We start from the raw sequence: 14,807 nt of genomic DNA, 5'->3' as shown, positions 1-14,807 counted from the left end.
CGCCCAATCGGCGCGCGCGCGGCAGCCTGTGCACTGTCACTCCACCACAGCGCAGGCAACCACCCATGGCCGGTTCAGACTATCTCCACGGCGTGCGGGTCATCGAACTCAGCGGCGGCACCCGCCCCATCCGCACCATCTCCACCGCAGTCATCGGCCTTTTTTGCACGACTGTCGCCGGCATCGGCAACAACGCCCGCTGATCTCCCCCCATCTGAAACAAGCCCCCCAAGCCAGTGCTTTTCCTTGCGCGTGCTGTAGCGCGCCCCGTTACACCGCCCGCTGCTCGCCCCGCTTGCGCGCGCGCGCCACTCTCAAGGCTCACTGAAACGGCATCACGCCCACCAGGAGCTGCTCAATGGCAACCGACTACCATCACGGCGTTCGCGTCCTCGAAATCAACGGGGGCGTACGTCCCATCCGCACTATCGCCACCGCCGTGGTGGGCATGGTCTGCACCGGCAGCGACGCCGACGCGGCTACCTTCCCACTCAACACCCCGGTCCTGCTCACAGACGTGCTCACCGCCTCCGGCAAAGCCGGCGAGTTGGGCACCCTGGCCCGTAGCCTGGACGCCATCGCTGATCAGGCCAGCCCCGTCACCGTCGTGGTGCGCGTGGCCGACGGCGAAGGCGCTGACGATGCCGCCAAGGAAGCGAACCAAACCACCAAGATCATCGGCGGCGTCACAGCCCAGGGTCAGTACACCGGCCTCAAGGCCCTGCTGGCGGCCGAAGTGCAGCTCGGCGTGCGCCCTCGCATCCTCGGTGTGCCGGGCCTGGACAACCTCGCCGTCACAACCGAACTGGCGGCCATTGCCGAGCAGATGCGTGCCTTCTCCTACGCCAGCGCCTGGGACTGCGAGAACGCCTCCGAAGCCATCGCCTATCGTGACGGCTTCGGCTCCCGCGAGCTCATGCTCATCTGGCCGGACTTCGTCAACTGGGACACCGCCACCAGTACCAATGCCCCGGCCTCGGCCGTCGCTCGCGCCCTGGGCCTGCGCGCCAAGATCGACGAGCAAGTCGGCTGGCACAAAACCCTGTCCAACGTGCCGGTCAACGGTGTGTCGGGTCTGTCCAAGGACATCTTCTGGGACCTGCAGAACCCCGCCACCGACGCCGGCCTGCTCAACGCAGCCGAGGTCACCACCCTGATCCGTCGCGAAGGCTTCCGCTTCTGGGGCAACCGAACCACCAGCGCCGACCCGCTGTTCGCTTTCGAGAACTACACCCGCACCGCCCAGGTGCTGGCCGACACCATGGCCGAGGCCCACTTCTGGGCTGTGGACAAGCCCATGCACGCCAGCCTGGTCAAAGACATCATTGAAGGCGTGAACGCCAAGTTCCGCGAGCTGAAAACCGGCGGCTACCTCATCGACGGCCAGTGCTGGTTCGACCCGGCTGCCAACGACGCCACCACTCTCAAGGCCGGCAAGCTGTTCCTCGACTACGACTACACCCCGGTCCCGCCGCTGGAAAACCTGCTGTTCCGCCAGCGCATCACCGACCGCTACCTCATGACCTTCGCCGAGAGCGTCAAGGCCTGATCCCATTCACCCGCGCGGCCCCGGCTGCGCTGTAGGAGCGCCATACCATGGCCCTAGCCAAGAAGCTCAAGCACTTCAACCTGTTCAACGACGGTAACGTCTACGGCGGCATCGCCAAGACCGTCACTCTGCCCAAGCTGGCCCGCAAGATGGAGGCCTACCGCGGCGGCGGTATGGACGGCCCGGTCAAAGTCGATCTCGGCTTCGGCGATGACGGCATCGTCCTCGCCTGGACCCTGGGCGGCTGGGACCTGCTCGCCCTGCGCCAGTTCGGCGCGGTTCGTGCCGATGGCGTTGCTCTGCGCTTCGCCGGCTCGGTCCAGCGCGAAGACGACGGACGCACTAGCTCCGTGGAAATCTTCGTGCGCGGCCGGCATGAAGAGCTCGACTTCGGTGAGTCCACCCCGGGCGAAGACACCGAGCACCAGATCAACACCACCTGCACCTACTACAGGCTCACCGTCGACAGCGAGGTCATCATCGAAATCGACCTCCTGAACCTCGTGTTCATCGTCGATGGCGAAGACCTGCTTGCCGCGCACCGCAAGAACATCGGCCTCTAATCCGCTAGTCGCCGGCGCCCATGCCGGCACTCCCCCCTGAACCAAGGAGCACCACCTCATGCAGACCCCAGAAGCCAAGCACGACGACAGCACCACCGCTGCAGCGGCTGCACCGGCCCCGACCAAGAACCCCAACGAGGAAGTCATCGACCTCGACACCCCGATCATCCGCGGCGATCAGAAGATCGAGCAGGTAACACTGCGCAAGCCCATGAGCGGCGAACTGCGCGGCGTGACTCTGTCCGACTTGGCACAGATGGACGTGCTCGCCCTGCGCAAGGTACTGCCGCGCATCAGCACGCCCAGCCTCACCGACATCGAGGTCGGCCGCATGGACCCGGCGGACCTGTTCCAGTGCGGGCTGGCTGTTGCAAGTTTTTTGCTGCAGAAGTCGGCGAAGGAAGCTGTCCTCGTCGCGTAGAGGACGCCATGGCCGACCTGGCCATGGTCTTTCACTGGGGGCCGGCGGACTTGGACCCGTTGCCCCTGTCAGAACTGATGGAATGGCGCGAGCGGGCCAGAAGCCGCTGGGAGAAGAGCGATGGCCAATGATCTGAGAATGGAGGTAATCCTCCAGGCTATCGACCGCGCAACCCGCCCCATCCGCGCAGTGATGCAAGGAAGCGTCGGCCTCGGCCGTGCCCTCAAGGAGTCCCGCGACCAGCTCAAGCAGCTGCAGGCAACGCAGAACGATGTCAGCAGTTGGCAGCGCCTGCGAGCCATCAGTGCCAACACCGAAACGGCCCTCCAGGGCGCGCGTGATCGAGTGAAGGAACTCGGCCGCCAGATGGCCGCCACCGGCGTGCCGACCAAGCAGATGACGGCGGACATGCAAGCCGCAATCCGCGCCGCCTCCGATCTCAAGAAACAGCACCAGGGACAGCAGACCGAGCTGCAGGGTCTGCGCAACAAGCTCAGCGCCGCTGGCATCAGCACGCGCAATCTCGTGCAGGGCGAGCGCGAGCTCCGCGACCGCATCGCCAATACCAATCAGCAGATCAGCGAGCAGACCCAACGTATGCAGCGCTTGGCCGCCCAATCCAAACGCTTAGCCAACGCCCGCGCCCAGTATGACAAGTCACAGCAGCTTGCCGGCAGCATGGCCGCCGGCGGCGCCGCGGGGCTCGGTACTGCCTACGCCATCTCCAGGCCTCTCAAGGGCATCGTGGACGCATTCGCGCCGGCCGAGAACGCCGCCACCCAACTCAAGGTGGCCATGATGGATAGCACTGGCCAGGTCCCGGCCGACTTCCAGAAGATCAGCGACTTGGCCACCGGCCTGGGCGACCGCCTGCCAGGTACCACCGCCGACTTCCAGGACATGATGACCATGCTGCGCCGTCAGGGCATCAGCGCCCAATCTATCCTGGGCGGTACCGGCGAGGCAGCCGCCTACCTGGGCGTCCAGTTGCAGAAGCCTGTGGCCGAGGCCGCCGAGTTCGCGGCCAAGATGCAGGACGCCACCCGAACCAGCGAAAAGGACATGATGGGCCTGATGGACACCATCCAGCGGGCCTTCTACCTGGGCGTCGACGACAACAACATGCTCCAGGGCTTCACCAAGCTCAGCCCGGTCATGGGCATCATCAAGAAGGAAGGCCTCGACGCGGCCAACACCCTGGCACCGCTGCTGGTGATGATGGATCAGACCGGCATGGCCGGAGAGTCCGCAGGCAACGCCATACGCAAAGTGTTCCAGTCCGGAGTGGACGAGAAGCGCTTCACCAAAGCCAATGCCGCCCTCGCCGAAATGAAGGCCGGGTTTAACCTCGACTTCACCAACGGCAAGGGCGAGTTCGGCGGCATGGACCAGCTTTTCGCCCAATTGGAAAAACTTAAGAAGCTCACCAGTGTTCAGCGCACCAGCGTGATGAAGGAGCTGTTTGGTGACGACTCCGAGACCCTGCAGGTAGTCAATACCCTCATGAACAAAGGGCTGGCCGGCTACCAGGAAGTCGCCGACAAGATGCGCGACCAAGCCGACCTGCAGACTCGCGTCAAAGAGCAGCTCGGCACCCTCACCAACACCATCGAGGCAGCCGAAGGCAGCTGGACCAACGCCATGGGCGAGATTGGCGCCACCATCGCGCCCGAGCTCAAGGAACTCATCAACGGTTTCGGCGAGCTCGCCGTCAGCGTCAAGAACTGGGTCAAGGAAAACCCCGGCCTCACGGCCGCCCTCGTCAAGACTGCGGGCGGCCTGGCCATGCTGCTGGCCGTCGGCGGCGGCGTAACTTTGATGATGGCCAGCTTCCTGGGCCCCTTCGCCATGGCCCGCTACGCGCTCACCTTCTTCGGCATTAAGAGCCTCGGCGCCGTCACCGCCCTGAAAGGTCTGGGCAGCGCCCTGCTGTGGACCGGCAAGGCCGTGCTCTGGCTCGGCCGCGCTCTGCTGATGAACCCCATCGGCCTAGCCGTGATGGCCATCGCCACCGCCGCCTACCTGATCTACAAATATTGGGACCCCATCAAGGCCTATTTCCTGGGCCTGTGGGCAGAGGTGAAGGAAGGCTTCAACGGCGGCTTCGCCGGCATCGCCGCGCTGATCCTCAACTTCTCCCCGCTGGGCCTGTTCTATCGCGCTTTCGCCGGCGTGATGAACTACTTCGGCGTCGAGATGCCCGGCAAATTCAGCGAGTTCGGCACCATGCTCATGCAGGGCATGGTGCAAGGCATCACCAACGGCCTGACCGCCGTGAAAGGTGCCATCACAGGCGCCGCTGACAGCAGCATTACCTGGTTCAAGGAGAAGCTCGGCATCCACTCGCCGTCGCGCGTATTCGCCGAGTTGGGCGGCTACACCATGGCCGGGCTCGAGCAGGGGCTGACAAACAACCAGCAAGGGCCGCTGACCGCCGTTAACAACATGGGTAAGCAAATGGCCGCAACCGGCGCCATTGGCTTCGGGGCTGCCGGCGGCGCCATCGCCATGGACAACCGCCCTCCGCTGTCGGCCAACGCGGGCAGCGGCATCGTTGTCCAGGGTGACACCATCGAAATCAACATCAGCGCCACCCCGGGCACCGACACTGACGGGCTGCGCAACATGCTCAACCAGCTGCTGGACGAACGCGAGCGCGCCAAAGCCGCCCGCATCCGCTCGCGCCTGGGCGACCAGGAGTAACCCACCATGATGATGACCCTCGGCATGTTCGTTTTCGGACTGCCCACGCTCGCCTACCAGGAGCTCCAGCGCACCACCGAATGGCGCCACTCCTCCACCAGCCGCATCGGTACCAACCCGGCCAGCCAGTTCCTGGGCCGCGGCGAGGACACCATCACGCTACCCGGCACCCTGCTGCCCGGCCTGGTCGGCTCGCCCCTCAGCCTTGACGTGCTGCGCAAGATGGCCGACACCGGCAAGGCCTGGCCCCTAATCGGCGGCACCGGCCGCATCTACGGCACTTGGGTTATCACCTCGATCAGCGAGACGCAGCAGGTCTTTTTCGAGGACGGCACACCGCGCCGCTACGAGTTCACCATCAGCCTCAAGCGCATCGACGACGGCCGCATCGACATGCTCGGCAGTCTAATCGGCTCAGTCGGCGGCATCCTGCGCGGTGCCCTCGGGGGCCTGCTGTGAGCCTGCTGAACCAGGCCGGCGAGCTGCTCGGCCAAGCTGCTCAGAAGTACCGCGAGCTCACCGCCTACCCGCGGCCCATCTGCAAGGTGGTGGTCAACGGCAACGACATCACCGCCCTGCTGCTCGGCGGGCAGCAGCCACGCCTGGTCAGCATCGAACTCACCGACAACCGCGGTCTGGAGGCCGATCAGCTCGACATCACCCTCAGCGACCACGACGGCCTGCTCGCCATCCCTCCTCGGGGCGCCACCGTGCGCCTCTGGCTGGGCTGGGATGACACCGGCCTTATCGACAAGGGCAGCTTCACCGTGGACGAAACCGAGCACAGCGGCGCACCGGACACACTCAGCATCCGCGCCCGCAGCGCGGACCTACGCGGCGGCCTCAAGGCCAAGAAAGAGCGCAGCTTCGACGCCACTACCCTAGGCACGGTCATCGGCGCCATCGCCACCGCTCAGGGCCTTACCCCCGTGGTCAGCGCTGTGCTCGCCGGCATCGAGTTGCTGCACCTGGACCAGGCCAATGAGTCGGACGCCAATTTGCTCAGCCGCCTCGGCCGAGAGCATGACGCCATCGCCACCGTGAAGGCCGACCGCCTGCTATTCCTGCCCACCGGCAAGGCCACCACCGCCAGCGGCCTTGCCCTGCCCCACGTCACCCTCACCAGGTCAGACGGCGATCAGCACCGCTTCCTGCAGGCCGACCGCGACGCCTATACCGGCGTCAAGGCCTACTACTACGAGGTCAACAGCGCCGAGAAGAAAGAAGCCATCACCGGTGGCGGCGAGAACATCAAGGAACTGCGCCACAGCTTCACCGACCAGGCCAGCGCCCTGCAGGCCGCCCGCGCCGAGTGGAACCGCCTGCAGCGCGGTACCGCCACGCTCAGCTACACCCTGGCCAGGGGCCGTCCGGAGCTGATCCCGGATCAGACCTACAGCCTCACCGGCATCAAGGCGGAAATCGCCGCCATCATCTGGCTCGGCGGCAATCTGCGCCACAGCTTCACGCCCGACAGCCTCACCACCTCTATGGAGCTTGAGTCACAACTACCAGACGGCGACGAACTGAGCGACTTGGCCGATGACGATGGCGACTACACCGGCCTTGTAACCTGGTATCGCGACGAGAAGACCGGCCAGCAGCATAAGGTCACCGAGGGCGACCAAACCAAGCCCCGCCGCCTCACCCACCTCTACCAGAGCAAGGCATCAGCCAAGCGTGCCCTGGATCGAGAGTGGAAACGGATGCAGGAGTCAAAGACATGAGAACTAGCACCCCACTAGAGGCCCCGATGAACAGGAGGCAAGCAACTATCTACAAGCACCACGCTCTGGGCCCGACGGCATATTTCATGAACTCACGGGTAGCGCCGGTCAAGCCGCGCTTGAAGCTTTCCAAACTCGTCCATCACTTTCCAGTATTCCTTAGCTGCCTTGGGCGGCAAGCTGATTTCGCCATGTTGATCTGCCAGCGGGCCTGCATTGGTCAGCTCGAAAATCCGCGTAGCTAGGTACAGATACCGGAAAACATCTCGATCATGCACCAGCGGCTGTCGGACGTTGTCCACTTGCCTGCCGCGATACTCCCGATCAGGGTCGGGCAGGAATAGGATGGAGTCGAGCGGAATCGGTCTAGGTGTGAGGTCGTGTAACACTCCATCAGAAGTCCTCCAAACGCTGTGAAACTCAGCCTCGATATAAACGCCAGGGACTTCCCAGATAGCCCAGCCAATTACGCTCTCGCCGCCGTGCCCCGCGACATATTCAGCCACCGTCTGGAAGCACTCCAACTGTGGCTTGCCAGCCAGCGGCAAATGGGGAACAGATACTGGCAGCCCACTAGAAACAATGCGCTTGCAGAGTTCAATTGTATGAAGAGCGGCTGATGGGGCGGGTACAGGACGGCGCATAGGATTTCCGACACTGAAGATAGGGTTAGACGAAACCACCACCGTGGCCAATGCGGCCGAGCAGGTCGAATTGATCCACGTGCTTGCGGGCAACCTGGAAAAGGGCAACCGCATCGGGGTCATCTTGAGTAAGCCCGCCAACAGTCTCGATTTGGCAGATGTCAGCCTTAGAGTCGTAAAAAAGCCCGCGCAAACACGCCTCCAATCCCGCCGCCGCAACCTCCCTGATGAAACGTTCCATCTCGACGACCTCTTCAATGCGGTTAAAACGGCTTAGGTATGGCACGCCGTGCAGCCGCTGTGCGTTCTTGAAAAGCTCGTCGTAAAAGTCTTCGTCGTCCATTACCTAGCTCCTGCTATCCGTTCTCAATGGGAACAGTTCACGCCTGTTTTTTACCAGAAGCGACAACGGCCTCCAACTCCTGGAGGCGTTGTTCCAGTGTTTTCAAGCGTTTCTTTTCCTCAGCAGCAAGCTGTATTTCTCGCTGAGAGTCATCGTCCAATTCACGCCATAAAGCCAGCAGGGCCTGCTCGCGTGGGTTCTCGGTGCTCGCCGGGGACGCGTGGCCGACCTCGCTGCGCAACATCTGACCGCCCCCAGTCAACAGCCAGTCGAGACTGATGCCATGCATCTCACAAAACTTTATGCATTCCCCATAAGGAACACTGTCTCGTTTCCGCCAGCCGGCGAGTGTTTGCCGATTCACAGAAAGCGCCCTTGAAAGGGCGCTATCGGTGGTAACCCCGAAGAACCCCATCATCCGGCCAAGAACGGCATCCAAAGAGTCTTTATGCATTTCAAACAAAAACCATGTTGACTTATCCTTTTCGCATAAATATCCTTATGCGCAATGAGTACAGCTTACCCATAAAGGAGATAGCAAGCCATGAACCCCAACCAAATCCGCGCTCGCCTCATCGAGCAGGACCTGTCATTCCGCCAGTTCGCCCTGGCGAAGGGTTACGACCCGCGCACCGTCACCCAGACAGTCGCACGCTGGGCCGGCTCAGCCACCCTGCCCAACGGCCGCATCGCCTTCTCGATCATGCGCGACCTGTCCCAGCAGATTGGCGCTGAGCTGATCCCTGGCCTGCTCAATCACCCCTTCGCCAAGGCCAGCTGACCCTACGGGCCAGCCCAACCGTGAGAAACAAGAAGATGAAGCGCCCCGTTCTAACCAGCCGCCGCAAGGTCATGAGCGCGCTGATCAACGCCTACCCCGGTGGCCGCGAGTGCGCCGCCGCGCAGCTGGGCCTGGAACTGAAGAAGTTCGACAACCAGGCCTACGAGAGCAACGGTCACCGCCCGCTGGCCGACGAGCAGATTTACCTGCTGGAGCAAGTCATCGGCACCAGCCTGCTGCCGGACTACATCTGTCGTCTGTACGGCGGAGTGTTCGTGCCCATGCCGGCGGATACCGAGCTGGACAACCTCGACCTCTACGCCCGCGCACTGGCCACCGATGTGGCCGAGGGCAAGGTCAACCAGATCATCGCCCACGCCCTGCGCGATGGCCGGCTGGACGAGGCCGAGTTGGCCGAGATTGTCGCCGCCCACCGCGACCACATCGCCGCACGGCATGCCGAGGTCGGCGCCGTGATCACCCTGCACCGTCAACAAGGAAAGCAAGCATGACCCAGCAATTGATTCCGGTATTCAACGGCGAACTCGATGGCCGCGCGCAGCAGCTCTGCAACGCTCAAGACCTGCACTCTTTTCTGGATGTTCAGACCCGTTTTAACGATTGGGTGGCCCGCCGTATCGAGCAATACGGTTTCATCGAAGGCGAGGACTTTTACTCATTCCTGAGTAAAAGTGAGGGTGGGCGGCCTGCCACCGAATACCACTTCACCCTGGATATGGCCAAGGAACTGGCCATGGTCGAAAACAACGACCAGGGCCGCCAGGTGCGCCGCTACTTCATCGCCATGGAGCGCCAGGCACGCGAGAGCCGGGGGGCCTCCTACCTGAGCGTGTCGCAGCAATTGGCCATTCACCGCCAGGTGCCCAAGCTGCTCAGCCAGCTCAAGGCGGAAACCGCCCCGACCATCCGCGCCACACTTCACGCGCAGCTAGCCCAACACTGCCACCTACTGGCCCTTCCAGTACCGGCACTGGAGAGCGTAGGCCGTGCCACGCCGGAAAACGGCGAGCTGTTCCCCGTATCGCAGTAGGCGCCGAGCCCAAGGTTGCACCGGAAAAACCCGGGCAACCAGGAACAGAAGTAGGCGCACGAAGCGTCGCATTTTTCGGCTTCGGCCAATGCCGCACTCGCGGCGGGGAGAGTTCATGAGCACCAATCACGGCGGCGGTTACAAGTGTCTGTGCCCGGCCTGCGGCAGCCGTATGCGCATCCGCAATTCGGAAGAGCAGACGCCAATTTTCAAAACTATGTACGGCGAATGCACCAACTTGGGCTGCGGCGCGACCTATGGCGGCTCGCTGTCCTGGGAGTACGAATTGACTTCGTCAGGCCTGGACCGCCCGCGCGTCCGCCTCCCCGTCGCCCCTTCGGTCAAGCGTAGGCAGGCCATCCGCGACAGCGCCGAGAAGACCAACCAACTCGACATGCTCGCGATCCTGGAGGCCTAAGCCATGGAACTCGCCCAGCCCACAGCCACGCAACTAAACGACTACCGCACCGGCATGCAGCACCACGCCGCGGCCTTCATTGAGCGCCACCAGCAGGAACACCTGCACGACGACAGTCTGTTCGACCGCACCGTCAACCACCTGGTCGACGTGTGGGACGTGCCCGTGTTCATGGCCGACCGCCTCGTCCACCTGGCCATGACCGAGCGTTTGCCCAAGGGTCGCCGTTGGATCGGCATAGACATGGCCAGCGCCCCGGACTTTTGCGTTTTCCACGACCGCCGCGCCAACAAGATCGTTCAGGTGCCGAGCTCGAACAGGCTGCATAGCTTCCTGCAAGACCTGACCAACCCGGCCCCACGCTAACCCACAAACGCCCAGCCCCACTCCCGTGGGTTTGGGGAAGTTGCATCCGTAATCCGAGGACGCGCCATGCAAAACGCCGTTGCGATCCAGCTGGACCTGCCCAAGCCCTGGGCTGAAGCGCTGCTCAGCAGCCTGCGCGCCGAGCTGCGCCGGAGCATGACCGAGCACTGGTATGACGACCGCTACCGCACCGTGCCGGCAGGCCTGCGCAGCAACCGCATCCTCGACGACTACCCGGCCCTTGCCGGCCACAAACGCACCATCGGCGCGCTGCAAGCCGCCCTTGCCGCCAATCAATAAGGCAACTCCATGACGATGCAAGAGAAACTCAGGGGCGAGGTGCTCCGCCGAATTGAGTCCGACTTCGGTCTCAAGCACATGACCGGCACCAACTACATGCGCAAGGGCAAATGCCCGGCGCATAAGTGCGGCAAGAACACCCTGTACACCTTCCACGACTCGCCCTGGATGCTGATCTGCGGCCGGCCGGAAGCGTGCAACCACCGAGTCCACGTCAAGGACCTGTACAGCGACCTGTTCAACGACTGGAGCGAGCAGGCGCCGTCCACAGCCGAAGAGCCAACCGCTACCGCACGCGCCTACCTTCAGTTTGCCCGGGGCTTCCGTCTTGAGCTCATTGACGGCTGGTTCACTCAGGAAAATTACTGGAGCCGCGATATCGGCGCCGGTAGCGCCACCGTTCGCTTCCCCCTGGACAAGGGCGGCTACTGGGAAAGGCTGATCGACCGCCCCGAGCGCTTCGGCAAACAGAAGGCTCGCTTCAAACCGGGCGAGAGCTATAAAGGCGTCTGGTGGTGCCCACCTTCCCTCACGCTGGTGGACCTCGACGAGCTCTACATTGTCGAGGGCATCTTCGACGCCATCGCCCTGCTGCACCAGGGCATCCCCGCCGTCTCTATGATGAGCAGCGCCCCTTTCCCCGAGGAGTCGCTCCGCGCCCTCAAGAAGGCCTGCCAGGAGGCGGACAAACGCTTGCCGCGCCTGGTCTGGGCACTGGACAACGAACCGGTGGCCAAAGCCAACATGCGCCGCTGGGCAAAGGAGGCCCGCGCTCTGGGCTTCAAGTGTGAGGCTGCTGTCATCCCGCAGCGCGGCTCCAAAAAGGTCGACTGGAATGACCTGCATCAGCGCTGGACCTTCATCGAGGGCGACGACGAGCGCGCCAAGCGCATCGAGCAAGACCTCGACGAGGCCCGCCACCAGGGCGCCCTGCTGCTGGCCGACTCGGCCGAGGAAAAGGGCCTGCTCATGTACGAGTGGGACGAGCGCAAGGAATTCCACTTTACCTACCGCTCCCGCCTGTACTGGTTCCACCTGGACCTGGAGAAGTACGAACGCGCCGCACGCGAGCTGGAAGGCTCTGATCGCCAGGAAGATCAGTTGCTCAGCGACAAGCAACGGCGGGACAAGGCTCTGCGCCAAAGTACTTCCGTGGTGCGCATCGCCAACTGCAATTTCCAGGCGCTGTACTACATGCGCAACGACGTGACCCAAGAGGCCTGGTACTACTTCCGCGTGGATCGACCAGACACCCAGGCCATTAAGACAACCTTCACCGCCTCGCAGATAACTGCCGCACCGGAGTTTAAAAAGCGTCTGCTGAACGAGTGTAACGGAGCCATGTTCACCGGCACCCCGCAGCAGTTGGAGCGCATGCTCGGCTTACAGCTCGACAACCTCAAGACCGTCAACACCATCGATTGGATCGGCTACACCCGCGAGCACGGCGTCTACGTGTTCAACGACCTGGCCATCGCCGGCGGAAAGGTGCACAAGCTCAACGAGGAGGACTTCTTCGACGTCGGCAAGCTGAGCGTGAAGTCGCAGAGCCAGTCACCTGTGCTGCACATCAATCCAGACCTCAGCGCTTACAACGAAGGCTGGTTCGAACTGTTCTGGAAATGCTTCGGCGTGCGCGGCGCTGTGGTCCTGGCCTGGTGGCTGGGAGCTCTGTATGCGGAGCAAATCCGCCATATACATAAGTCCTACCTGTTCTTGGAGCTGATCGGCGAAGCCGGTTCCGGCAAGACCACTCTGGTGGAGCTGCTCTGGAAAACCACCGGACGCACCGAGTACGAAGGCTTCGACCCGTCCAAGGCAACCCCGGCCAGCCGGGCGCGGAACTTCGCCCAGGTCGGCAACCTGCCGGTGGTGCTGATCGAGTCCGAGCGCGAGCAGAAGGAAGGCGCCCCGGTGAAGCACTTCGACTGGGACGAGCTCAAGACCGCCTACAACGGGCGCAGCGTGCGCTCCACCGGCGTGAAGAACAACGGCAACGACACCCGCGAACCTCCGTTCCGGGCAGCCCTGCTGATCGCCCAGAACAACGCTGTCAACGCCTCGGAGCCGATCCTCCAGCGCCTGGGTCATGTGCACCTGACCCGCGAGCACCAGACACCGGAAACCAAACTGTTCGCCGAGCAGTTGGAGCGCATGCCGGTTGAGCAGCTCAGCGGCTTTCTGATCAAGGCCCTGCAGCCCGAGGCTCAAGTCCTCAAGCTGCTGGACGAGCGTACCTCTGGCTACGAGCAGCAGCTGCTGGCCCTACCGGGTATCCGTACCGTGCGTATCGCCAAGAACCACGCTCAGTTGCGCAGCCTGGTGGATGCCCTCCAGTTGGTGGTCCCGTTGAGCGATGAGCGCGCCGATCTGGTCCACGCCGAGGTAGCGCGCATGGCCCAGGAGCGACAGGAAGCTATCAACGCCGACCATCCCCTCGTGCGCGAGTTCTGGGACATGGTCGAGTTCCTCAACGGCCCTCTGGGCGATGCCGGCGGCAAGCTGAACCATTCCCGCAAGTCGGCCTTCTTCGCCATCAATCTCAACGAGTTCGTCGAGACAGCGGCCAACAAGCGCCAGCAGCTGCCGAACCTCAGCGACCTTAAGCGCGTGCTCAAGACCAGCAAGTCGCCGAAATTCCTGGAAACCAACAAGCCCATCAACTCAGCCATCGCCGTCGACACCCACGGCTCCGCGAGGACCGTGCGTTGCTGGCTGTTCCAGCTGGTTTAACCCAACCCCGGCGCGGCAACGCCGGCATCAACCCCAAGGAGAAGCACCATGCAAAACGACAACGACCACTTCTACCAGAGCAACCGCATCGACACGCTGGTCACCCTGGCCGTCAGCGGCCTGACCCTGCTGGCCCTAGCACTGGCCGGCTACTACGCCCCGTCTCTGCTGACCGTGGCACTGCACTAAACCCAACGCCCGGACGCGGCAACGTCCGGGCAACCAACCCAAGGAGAAGCACCATGCACCACTTACAACAACACCACCGCTGGCCGTTACTGGCCATGGTCGCCGCACTGGCTGGCGTGACCGCCACGTCGGTGGCTCTGGCCATCGCCGCACTGATCGACAACACCCTGCTCGCCGCTCTGTTCGCCTCGGCCGCGGTGGTCCTTGACCTGTTCAAGTACGTCGCCTGGCCGCTGGCCCTCGGCCTGCTGGTCGTGCGCCGAACCCTGTGCGCGCTGCTGATGATGGCCTGCGCGCTGGCCCTGGGCGTCGTCTCCGGCTGGGCCACATACGACCGGCTCATGTCCTCGATCATCAACAGCCGCGCCGAGCACCAGGCCCGCCAGGAACAGCGCCAGATCGACCTGGTGGAGCAGCGCGACGCAGACGCCGCCCGCATCGAGCAGCTCGACAGCGATGCGGCCGCCGTCCACCAGCAGGCCAACGCACTGCGCGAGCGAGGCATGGTCACCCGTGCCCTGGAGCTGGAGACAGCCGCCATGGCACGCATCGACGCCGAGCGTGAGCGAGCCCATGAGCGCCGGGACCAGGCGTCGCGGGAGCTCACCGCGCTGCTGGCCATGCCAGCCAAGGCCGCGGGCCTGCCCCTCGAACTGGCCACCCTGCTCTGCCTCGGCTTCGCCGCTGCGCTGGAGATTGTGCCGGCCCTGATCCTTTCCGCCCTACGTCCAACACCCGTGCAGGAACGTGCCCCGGTACCAGTAGCAGCGGAACAGGAACAGGCCGAGGAACAGCAACAGGAACGTCAGAAAACTGAGCAGGAACCAGCAGTCGGCGAAGGGCTGCCGGCCGATCTGCTGCAGCTCATAGCCAGCACGGAAAGAGGAACGAAGGTGGCAGTGCGTCAGGTCGCCAAGGTTCTGCGGATAGGCAGCGACAGAGCCACCAGGCTGATGCAGAAGGCCGCCGAAGCCGGTCTCCTGAGCAAGACCGCCGCCGGTTACGTGGTGGCATAAAAG

At 63.4% G+C, this 14,807-nt stretch carries 20 protein-coding genes; 17 read left to right on the top strand and 3 right to left on the bottom strand.

The features are described from left to right. The first annotated feature begins 65 nt into the window (after window positions 1–65). The 8 genes from KL786_RS11540 (at window position 66) to KL786_RS11505 (ending at window position 6,963) form a co-directional block, all read left to right on the top strand. Window positions 66–203 carry a hypothetical protein gene (locus tag KL786_RS11540; RefSeq protein ID WP_169901024.1) on the top strand — a complete coding sequence of 46 codons (138 nt, stop codon included), beginning with the start codon at window positions 66–68 and terminating at the stop codon, window positions 201–203. A gap of 155 nt (window positions 204–358) precedes the next feature. Beyond that, complete coding sequence (locus KL786_RS11535) at window positions 359–1,549, top strand: phage tail sheath protein (RefSeq protein ID WP_169901087.1); 1,191 nt, start codon at window positions 359–361, stop codon at window positions 1,547–1,549. Window positions 1,550–1,596: 47 nt separating this feature from the next. Further along, entirely contained in the window at window positions 1,597–2,112 is a 516-nt protein-coding gene (locus KL786_RS11530) for a phage major tail tube protein (protein ID WP_169901086.1), read from the top strand. Between the two features lie 58 nt (window positions 2,113–2,170). Next, window positions 2,171–2,533, top strand: a complete 363-nt coding sequence (locus tag KL786_RS11525; protein WP_099169280.1) for a phage tail assembly protein — start codon at window positions 2,171–2,173, stop codon at window positions 2,531–2,533. Window positions 2,534–2,541: 8 nt separating this feature from the next. Next, window positions 2,542–2,664, top strand: a complete 123-nt coding sequence (locus KL786_RS11520; RefSeq protein ID WP_010213954.1) for a GpE family phage tail protein — start codon at window positions 2,542–2,544, stop codon at window positions 2,662–2,664. Further along, window positions 2,654–5,236, top strand: coding sequence for a phage tail tape measure protein (locus KL786_RS11515; protein WP_236299366.1), 2,583 nt, complete (start codon window positions 2,654–2,656; stop codon window positions 5,234–5,236). The genes KL786_RS11520 and KL786_RS11515 overlap by 11 nt, the downstream gene beginning before the upstream one ends. Before the next feature lie 6 nt (window positions 5,237–5,242). After that, window positions 5,243–5,695, top strand: coding sequence for a phage tail protein (locus tag KL786_RS11510; RefSeq protein ID WP_010213956.1), 453 nt, complete (start codon window positions 5,243–5,245; stop codon window positions 5,693–5,695). Next, window positions 5,692–6,963, top strand: a complete 1,272-nt coding sequence (locus KL786_RS11505) for a phage late control D family protein (RefSeq protein WP_169901085.1) — start codon at window positions 5,692–5,694, stop codon at window positions 6,961–6,963. Before KL786_RS11510 ends, KL786_RS11505 begins: the two co-directional genes overlap by 4 nt. 92 nt (window positions 6,964–7,055) lie before the next feature. On the opposite strand, the gene KL786_RS11500 is transcribed toward KL786_RS11505, so the two are convergent. From KL786_RS11500 to KL786_RS11490, 3 genes are read right to left on the bottom strand one after another with little or no spacing between them, the layout of a single operon-like run. Then, window positions 7,056–7,607, bottom strand: coding sequence for a hypothetical protein (locus KL786_RS11500; RefSeq protein WP_169901084.1), 552 nt, complete (start codon window positions 7,605–7,607; stop codon window positions 7,056–7,058). Between the two features lie 25 nt (window positions 7,608–7,632). Further along, a complete protein-coding gene (locus KL786_RS11495) occupies window positions 7,633–7,950 on the bottom strand; it encodes a hypothetical protein (protein ID WP_169901083.1) in 318 nt (105 codons plus the stop codon). Between the two features lie 37 nt (window positions 7,951–7,987). Continuing rightward, window positions 7,988–8,404 carry a helix-turn-helix domain-containing protein gene (locus tag KL786_RS11490; protein WP_169901082.1) on the bottom strand — a complete coding sequence of 139 codons (417 nt, stop codon included), beginning with the start codon at window positions 8,402–8,404 and terminating at the stop codon, window positions 7,988–7,990. A gap of 90 nt (window positions 8,405–8,494) precedes the next feature. Between KL786_RS11490 and KL786_RS11485 the strand changes: the two genes are divergently transcribed. The 9 genes from KL786_RS11485 to KL786_RS11445 all read left to right on the top strand — a co-directional run bounded on the left by KL786_RS11485 (window position 8,495) and on the right by KL786_RS11445 (window position 14,804). Beyond that, a complete protein-coding gene (locus KL786_RS11485; RefSeq protein ID WP_169901081.1) occupies window positions 8,495–8,731 on the top strand; it encodes a helix-turn-helix domain-containing protein in 237 nt (78 codons plus the stop codon). 35 nt (window positions 8,732–8,766) lie between these two features. Further along, window positions 8,767–9,243: a YmfL family putative regulatory protein gene (locus KL786_RS11480; protein WP_169901080.1), complete on the top strand. Its 477-nt coding sequence runs from the start codon at window positions 8,767–8,769 to the stop codon at window positions 9,241–9,243. Continuing rightward, window positions 9,240–9,782 (top strand): antA/AntB antirepressor family protein, encoded by a 543-nt coding sequence (locus KL786_RS11475; RefSeq protein ID WP_169901079.1) that lies wholly within the window; start codon window positions 9,240–9,242, stop codon window positions 9,780–9,782. The genes KL786_RS11480 and KL786_RS11475 overlap by 4 nt, the downstream gene beginning before the upstream one ends. Before the next feature lie 115 nt (window positions 9,783–9,897). After that, window positions 9,898–10,200, top strand: coding sequence for an ogr/Delta-like zinc finger family protein (locus tag KL786_RS11470; protein ID WP_122428401.1), 303 nt, complete (start codon window positions 9,898–9,900; stop codon window positions 10,198–10,200). A 3-nt stretch (window positions 10,201–10,203) separates the two neighbouring features. After that, complete coding sequence (locus tag KL786_RS11465; RefSeq protein ID WP_169901078.1) at window positions 10,204–10,566, top strand: hypothetical protein; 363 nt, start codon at window positions 10,204–10,206, stop codon at window positions 10,564–10,566. A gap of 66 nt (window positions 10,567–10,632) precedes the next feature. Continuing rightward, window positions 10,633–10,866, top strand: coding sequence for a hypothetical protein (locus tag KL786_RS11460; RefSeq protein WP_098480574.1), 234 nt, complete (start codon window positions 10,633–10,635; stop codon window positions 10,864–10,866). Window positions 10,867–10,881: 15 nt separating this feature from the next. Next, window positions 10,882–13,599, top strand: coding sequence for a toprim domain-containing protein (locus KL786_RS11455; RefSeq protein ID WP_169901108.1), 2,718 nt, complete (start codon window positions 10,882–10,884; stop codon window positions 13,597–13,599). A gap of 48 nt (window positions 13,600–13,647) precedes the next feature. After that, window positions 13,648–13,788 (top strand): hypothetical protein, encoded by a 141-nt coding sequence (locus KL786_RS11450; protein WP_169901077.1) that lies wholly within the window; start codon window positions 13,648–13,650, stop codon window positions 13,786–13,788. A gap of 53 nt (window positions 13,789–13,841) precedes the next feature. Next, on the top strand, window positions 13,842–14,804 hold the full coding sequence (locus KL786_RS11445; protein WP_169901076.1) for a hypothetical protein: 963 nt from the start codon (window positions 13,842–13,844) through the stop codon (window positions 14,802–14,804). The last annotated feature ends 3 nt before the right edge of the window (window positions 14,805–14,807 follow it).

Source organism: Pseudomonas sp. TAE6080, assembly GCF_018732265.1.
GTDB classification, from domain to species: Bacteria; Pseudomonadota; Gammaproteobacteria; order Pseudomonadales; family Pseudomonadaceae; genus Aquipseudomonas; species Aquipseudomonas brenneri.
This window is presented reverse-complemented; position numbering and strand designations above follow the sequence as displayed.